The sequence below is a fragment of the Pseudocitrobacter sp. 73 genome (assembly GCF_008369545.1).
Classification (GTDB): Bacteria; Pseudomonadota; Gammaproteobacteria; order Enterobacterales; family Enterobacteriaceae; genus Pseudocitrobacter; species Pseudocitrobacter vendiensis.
Genome location: NZ_VTZO01000020.1, coordinates 333,440 through 340,674 on the forward strand (window position 1 = coordinate 333,440; position 7,235 = coordinate 340,674).

General features: G+C 49.1%; 8 protein-coding genes. 7 read left to right on the forward strand and 1 reads right to left on the reverse strand.

Translation table 11 applies throughout. The features are described from left to right. Window positions 1–21: 21 nt before the first annotated feature. The 4 genes from mntR to F0Q32_RS20505 all read left to right on the forward strand — a co-directional run bounded on the left by mntR (window position 22) and on the right by F0Q32_RS20505 (window position 3,830). Window positions 22–495, forward strand: coding sequence for a manganese-binding transcriptional regulator MntR (mntR, locus tag F0Q32_RS20490; RefSeq protein ID WP_015965199.1), 474 nt, complete (start codon window positions 22–24; stop codon window positions 493–495). After that, the gene (locus F0Q32_RS20495; RefSeq protein WP_149464547.1) at window positions 492–1,610 is read left to right on the forward strand and encodes an anion transporter; all 1,119 of its coding nucleotides are present in this window, start codon (window positions 492–494) and stop codon (window positions 1,608–1,610) included. Before mntR ends, F0Q32_RS20495 begins: the two co-directional genes overlap by 4 nt. A gap of 106 nt (window positions 1,611–1,716) precedes the next feature. Further along, the gene (locus tag F0Q32_RS20500; protein ID WP_149464548.1) at window positions 1,717–3,093 is read left to right on the forward strand and encodes a glycoside hydrolase family 1 protein; all 1,377 of its coding nucleotides are present in this window, start codon (window positions 1,717–1,719) and stop codon (window positions 3,091–3,093) included. 20 nt (window positions 3,094–3,113) lie between these two features. Beyond that, window positions 3,114–3,830, forward strand: a complete 717-nt coding sequence (locus F0Q32_RS20505; RefSeq protein WP_149464549.1) for a GntR family transcriptional regulator — start codon at window positions 3,114–3,116, stop codon at window positions 3,828–3,830. A 174-nt stretch (window positions 3,831–4,004) separates the two neighbouring features. On the opposite strand, the gene ldtB is transcribed toward F0Q32_RS20505, so the two are convergent. After that, the gene (gene ldtB, locus F0Q32_RS20510; protein ID WP_149464550.1) at window positions 4,005–4,925 is read right to left on the reverse strand and encodes a L,D-transpeptidase; all 921 of its coding nucleotides are present in this window, start codon (window positions 4,923–4,925) and stop codon (window positions 4,005–4,007) included. A 762-nt stretch (window positions 4,926–5,687) separates the two neighbouring features. On the opposite strand from ldtB, the gene F0Q32_RS26215 reads away from it, so the two are divergent. Genes F0Q32_RS26215 through F0Q32_RS20520 form a run of 3 tightly spaced genes read left to right on the forward strand, consistent with a single transcriptional unit; the run spans window position 5,688 to window position 7,117 of the window. Further along, on the forward strand, window positions 5,688–5,843 hold the full coding sequence (locus F0Q32_RS26215) for a hypothetical protein (RefSeq protein WP_001461247.1): 156 nt from the start codon (window positions 5,688–5,690) through the stop codon (window positions 5,841–5,843). 37 nt (window positions 5,844–5,880) lie between these two features. Next, entirely contained in the window at window positions 5,881–6,177 is a 297-nt protein-coding gene (locus F0Q32_RS20515) for a helix-turn-helix transcriptional regulator (protein WP_149464551.1), read from the forward strand. Next, entirely contained in the window at window positions 6,167–7,117 is a 951-nt protein-coding gene (locus F0Q32_RS20520; RefSeq protein ID WP_149464552.1) for a reverse transcriptase family protein, read from the forward strand. The genes F0Q32_RS20515 and F0Q32_RS20520 overlap by 11 nt, the downstream gene beginning before the upstream one ends. The last annotated feature ends 118 nt before the right edge of the window (window positions 7,118–7,235 follow it).

A 7,235-nucleotide genomic window follows, 5' to 3' on the forward strand; every position in this document is an offset into this window, starting at 1 on the left:
TCACACCGATGAGGAAGTGCTATGAACCGCCGCGCAGGTAAGCCAACAACAAAAAAAGTGACGCAGCTGGTGAATGTGGAAGAACACGTTGAAGGGTTCCGTCAGGTGCGTGAAGCGCATCGCCGCGAGCTGATTGATGACTATGTCGAGCTGATTTCTGATTTGATCCGTGAAGTGGGCGAGGCGCGTCAGGTGGATATGGCCGCGCGGCTGGGCGTGTCGCAGCCGACTGTCGCGAAAATGTTAAAACGTCTGGCGGGCGTGGGGCTGATCGAGCAGATCCCATGGCGTGGCGTTTTCTTAACGCCTGAAGGCGAGAAGCTGGCTCAGGAGAGCCGCGAGCGTCATCAGGTTGTCGAGAGCTTTTTACTGGCGCTGGGCGTTAGCCAGGATACCGCCCGTCGTGATGCCGAAGGCATTGAACATCATGTCAGCGAAGAGACGCTGGACATGTTCCGTCAGTTTACCCAAAAACATGGGCAGTACGTTGAATGACACCTCCTTTTATTCGGTCGCTGGCGCGCGATCGTTTTCTGCATCTGTTGCTGCTCATTGGCATAATCCTCACGTTTCTGGTTCCGTTTGCCCCGGCGCGTTGGCCGGCCGCGATTGACTGGCATACCATCATTACCCTGAGCGGTTTAATGCTGCTCACTAAAGGCGTTGAGCAGAGCGGTTATTTTGATGTGCTCGGGCGTAAGATGGCGCGGCGTTTCGTTACCGAGCGACAGCTGGCTATCTTTATGGTGCTGGCGGCGGCGTTGCTATCGACCTTTCTGACCAATGATGTGGCGCTGTTTATTATTGTGCCGCTCACGCTGACGCTCAAAAAATGGTGCGCCATTCCGGTTAACCGCTTGATTATTTTCGAGGCGCTGGCAGTAAACTCCGGTTCACTGCTCACGCCCATCGGCAACCCGCAGAATATTTTGCTGTGGGGCCGCTCCGGCCTGAGCTTCCCGGCTTTTACATTGCAAATGTTACCGCTGGCGCTGGCGATGATGGCGACGCTGCTCGTTCTCTGCTGGTGCTGTTTTCCAGCGAAAAAACTGCAATTTCAAAGCAGCGATACCACACCTTCATGGCGGCCAAAGCTGGTATGGTGCTGCCTGGCCTTCTATCTGGTTTTCCTCGCGGCACTGGAGATGAAGCTCGAACTGTGGGGGCTGGTGTGCGTGGCCGTGGGCTTCCTGCTGCTGGAGCGGCGCGTGGTTTACAGTGTCGACTGGTCCCTGCTGCTGGTCTTTATGGCGATGTTCATTGATGTGCATCTGCTGACGCAACTGCCAGCATTGCAGCATTCACTGCATGGCGTCGGGCAACTGTCGAATGTTTCTTTATGGCTTACGGCGATTGGTCTTTCGCAGGTGATCAGCAACGTGCCTTCAACGATTTTGCTGCTTAATTATGTCCCGCCCTCCATTCTGCTCGCATGGGCGGTGAACGTCGGCGGTTTTGGCCTGTTGCCCGGCTCGCTTGCCAACCTGATTGCGCTACGTATGGCGAACGATCGCCGTATCTGGTGGCGCTTCCATCTCTATTCTCTCCCCATGCTGCTGTGGGCGGCGCTGGCCGGTTACGGTCTGCTGCATCTCCTCGGTCTCCTTTAATCTTTCAGACAGGCTCACAAAACGTGAGCCTTTTCGTTGCGTCACACAGCGCTTTCTAATATGACTAGCCATATATATTATTTGACTAGTCATATTTGAGGGCGTCATGATGAACACACTGCCAGCTGATTTTCTTTGGGGAAACTCTGTTTCCAGCATGCAAACCGAAGGCGCATGGAACGAGGGCGGAAAGGGGATGTCGGTGTATGACATTCGCGAGCCGAAAGAGCATGCCTCTGACTGGAAGGTCGCCACCGATAGCTACCATCGCTTCGACGAAGATTTTGATTTAATGCAGGATCTGGGCATGAACTGTTACCGCTTCCAGATTGCCTGGAGCCGCGTTTGCCCGGACGGCGACGGTGAGTTTAATGACGAAGGGATCGCGTTTTATCAACGCTTTATCGATGGGCTTGTCGCGCGCGGCATCGCGCCGATGATTTGCCTCTATCATTTCGACATGCCGCTGGCGCTGGCGGAAAAATACAACGGTTTCACCGATCGCCGGGTAATGGACGCGTTCATCCGCTATGGCAAGAAGATGATCGATTGCTTTGGCGACCAGGTGACCTGGTGGCTCACCTTCAATGAACAGAACCTTTACCATATGCCGGAAGCATTTTTGATTTCCGGTTATATGCAGGGTGAGAAAACGTTACGCGAGCTTTATCAGATTCAGCACCACGTGATGATGGCGCACGCACATCTCACACACTATCTGCATGAAACCAAACCCGGCAAGCTGATGGGCGGCATGCTGGCGCACGCCCAGGTGTACCCGGCAACCTGTAAACCGCGCGATGTGTTCTGCGCCCGTCAACTCGACGAATTCTTCAATCAGAATCTGTTACGCGCGTTTGCGGGGCAGGGCTACAGCCCGGAAGTGATGGCATTTGTCGAGAGAGAAGGTTTGCGTGATATTTATCGCGAAGAAGACCTCGCCGCATTGGCGACGCTAAAAAATGATTATATGGCCTTTAGCTACTATGCCAGCCGCACGTTGAGCAGCGATCCCATTCAGGAAGGCACTGCCGTCAATAACTATATGCGCTTTGGCGATACCCCCAACCCGCACCTGAAAGCCACCGAATGGAACTGGCAAATCGATCCGCTTGGGTTCCGCAGCATCATAACGCGATACTATAACGACTGGCGTCTGCCGGTCTTCCCGATAGAGAACGGCATTGGTGTGATTGAATCCTGGGATGGCGAAACGCCCGTCGCCGATGATTATCGCATCGCCTACCATCGCGACCATATCAACGCTATGAAAGAGGCCATTTTTGAGGATGGCGCACAGGTGATAGGCTATCTGGGCTGGGGGTTAATTGATATTCTCAGCTCCCAGGGCGACATGCGTAAGCGTTATGGCGTGGTGTATGTGAACCGGGAAAACCATGATTTGAAAGATTTGCGCCGCGTGCCGAAGAAAAGCTACGCGTGGTTGAAGCGGGCGATTCACAGCAACGGCGAAGAGATGTAACACCCATTAAGGAGCGGAAGATGGCGGCGAAGTACCTCTCCATCGCACAGGAAATTAAGCAGCGTATTCTGAGCCAGCGCTACCCGGCGACAGAACCGCTGCCCGATCAGCTGGCGCTGGCGGCTGAATTCAACACCAGCCGCATGACCATTCAGCAGGCGATGCGCCAGCTGATTGTTGAAGGCATTATCTATGCGCGTCAGGGGCAGGGGACGTTTGTGCGTAAAAACTTCCGCCAGCTTTCGCAGTGGGATGTCGCGGGCAGCGACTATTTCGGCGCAACGGAAACCTGGCGACATCTTGGTGAAGTAACAAGCCAGGTGATTGCATTTGAGGTGCGCTTCCCGGATGAAAAAGAACAAACCTCTCTGCTGATCAGTGCCGATGCGCCGGTGTATGACTTTATCCGCCTGCGTTTAGTCAACGGTGAACCGATTTCGCTGGATATGACAGTAATGCCGGTCGCGTTGGTGCCGGGGCTCAATAAATCACATCTGGAAAGTTCGGTATTTCGCTACGTGCGCGAAACGCTGGGCTTAAAGATGATGGGCTCATATCGTGTGGTGCGCGCCTGTAAACCGAATGCCTGCGACAGAGAGTATCTCAACTGCGACGAGACTGACCCGGTGCTGGAACTGGAGCAGGTTATTTATCTGGAAGACGGTACGCCACTGGAGTACGCACACTGTCATTATCGTTACGATCATGGCGGGTTTGTGATGGTGAATAATGGGTGAGGGGAGTGCGCGTTGGTGCCCTCACCCTAACCCTCTCCCACAGGAAGAGGGAACCGATTGTGCTCGTTTTCTCCCTCTCCCTGTGGGAGAGGGCCGGGGTGAGGGGAAAAAACGCACCAATACCCAAAAAAAATGGCGAAGCATCAGCTTCGCCATTTTCACATCTGAACCGAATCAGTTCAGACGAATCGGCACACCGGCACGATTCTGAATCGCCTGACTCAGCACGTCCTGGTCTACGTCAGACTGAGAGGTCACTTTCTGCACCGCAGAGTTCAGCGTAACCGGAACGGTTTCACCGCCTTCAAACTGGGCTTCAGTCGTTGACAGCGGATTGTGAACTTCAATGAAGCGGCTACCATCGGGTTCTGTGGTGGCTTTCACCGGCTCATCAATAAACTGGACGCGAGTACCGACCGGTACGCTTTCGAACAGGAACTTGATGTCTTCGTTACGCAGACGCACACAACCGTGGCTTACGCGCAGACCGATACCAAAGTTGGCGTTAGTGCCGTGAATCGCATACAGGCGACCGATGTACAGCGCGTAGAGACCCATCGGGTTATCCGGGCCAGCCGGAACCACTGCTGGCAGTGGGTTACCCGCGGCGCGATATTCCGCGTGCATTTTCGCTGTCGGCGTCCAGGTCGGGCCCGCTTTCTTACGTTCTACTTTGGTGGTCCAGTTAATCGGCGTGTCTTTGCCCAACTGGCCGATACCGATTGGCAGCACGATGACCGTGTTAGTGCCTTTCGGGTAGTAGTACAGACGCATTTCCGCGCTGTTGATCACGATACCTTCATGCACGGTATCCGGCAGAATCAGCTGCTGTGGAATGGTCAGTACGGTGCCGCCTTTTGGCAGATACGTATCCACGCCCGGGTTAGCTTCCAGCATGTTGGAAAGACCCATCTGATACTGCGCCGCAAAGTATTCCAGCGGCTGCTTGTTGTTTTCAGGGATGGTGATCACCTGATTCTGACCAATGACACGACTACCATCCGTCGGTAACGGATATGTCACTGCGGATGCGGTTTTACAGAAGCCAACGACTGCAAGCGCCGCAGCGAAAAGTGTTGTTAATTTCATGTTCATGTTGTTCGAGATATCAGTGCCACTCAGGCTGTGGTTGGAAAATCGGATGTATGATGGAAGCGCATTATATGTGCATTCCCGGCAACAGGGAATTCAGATGTGTACGAAATCACATTTTTTTCACTTAGGTGACAGTTTAGCCCGTTACGAAGGCGGGCGATTTTAATTCGGAATTGTGGCATAATAGGCGGTTTGTCACATTCCTCAGGATACTTCCGTGTTAGTTACCAGCAACGTTACCATGCAGTTTCAAAGGTAGTAAAAAAATCATGGGATGTGGTGCTTCTGTGCTTCCTAGAAGATTTGACGAAATTATCTTTGTATGATTTTTGATTCTGTTCTCAAGCAGGTTATCTGCCGAAAAATCCAGCATTTTAATGAAAATATAGGTGACTGATAGTTCTTTTCGTTATATTCGAATCCATGATTTAGTTATAAAAGCTATAAAAAAAATTCTGCATTTTCAGATAAATGCTGTAGCATGAAAGCATTAGTTAAGACTTGAGATAAATCGTCATCAACTGAGTTGCAAAACTCGCGGAAAGCTTAACTGCTTTCTACCTTTTTACCCCCACGCATGGCTCCTGACGCCTCCGGGCAGTACTGGCAGCATAGCATGATGGGTATTCGAACCCTCTGGGCGACAGAGGGTTCGTGGAGCGGGGAGCTAGTGCTGTTCAATCTCATCCTTATGAGGGCGAGCCTTTGGTGTTTAAGTGAGCAAAATGTTCACGCGCCATCGGACATAAGGAAAAAGTCGACATGAAAAAAGACAGCTTAACTAAAGAACAGCAGGCACAGAGCAAATCAACCTTGAAGAAGTGGTTGGTTACTGGATGGAAAGGTGTGAAACTCGCAATTCGCGTAGCTAACATCATATGTACAGTGATTAACTATTTTGAAGGGGGAGACGAGTAATGTGTCCTCCCTGGTTTCAAAACAAGTAGGTACAAGTATGTTAAATAAAGCCTTGAAATTGATTAGACAATACCATCAGCAAACTGTTTTGGAACTTTCTCAGGCGACCTCTCTTCCAAAAGAAACTATCTTACTATTGGAAAATGGTTCCGTAGCTCCTTCGTTAGATGTGCTCAATAAGTACTCAGAGCATTTTGACATCCCAGTTAAATCATTACTTTTTTTCTCCGAGTCTTTGTATAAAAGTAATAAATTTTCAGAGCGGTTTAGACTGAATTGTGCGGGTAAAATTTTAAATGTAGTCGAATGGATTGCTAAAAAAAATGAAATCTAAACCCGAACTTAAAATCTCAACGCGAGATAAATCATACAAATTAATTGATTCCCCGCTATATAAACTGAAAAACAAAAAAAGACTGGCGCAACTTTTAAATATAAACCTTTGTGATTTCCGCAAGTTAACAAGCGATGATGAAAACTACTCTGTATTTGAGCAATTATCAAAAAAAGGAAAAGTGCGAAAAATACAAAAGCCAGTTCACAAACTGGATGTGGTGCACACGAGGATCGCTAGTCTTATATGCCGCATTCAGACTCCATCGTATCTGCATTCTGGAAAAAAAACATGTTCCAATATTAGTAATGCTAGTGCGCATATAAATGAGTTGAATTTGCTCACTACAGATATTAAATCATTTTTTCCATCGACAACAAGGAATATGGTTTTTTCTTTCTTTTATTCTGTGATGAAAACTTCATCTGATATAGCTGATATTCTATCGCATATCTGTACTTGCCATGGACATATACCTACAGGGAGTAGGATTAGTATGCCGTTGGCATTTTGGTCCAACATTAGAATGTTTACAGAGCTAGAAAATTTAAGCCGGTCATTAAATGTGACTATGACAGTCTATGTTGATGATATTACTTTTTCAGGTGAGAAAGTTAATCGACTATTTATGTCCTGTATGAGAAAAATTGTTGCTAAACATGGTCATCAGGTTCATCCAACAAAAACTAAACTTTATGGGGCAAACCTTCCTAAATTGGTGACCGGAGTTATTGTACACTCCAATGTCCTGAAAATTAGGAATGAACAACACCTGCTGCTTTCAAGAGAGCTGGAACAATGGCGGATTATCAAAGATGAACCATATGCAATTAATGCTAATATAACAAGTAAACTTGTCGGAAGACTTTATTCCATGGGTGTTATAGAGCAGCGTTATAAAGAAAAAGTCAGGACAATAAAAAATAATACTGCATTTTGAATAGCTGTTCAGTATGAATGCAGGGCATTGCGCCGACTGGCTAAAGTGATATCCTTGAGGGGGCTATGTCAGCCCCTTTATCTCAATATGCGATAATTTGTATTAGCTCAGACCTGAT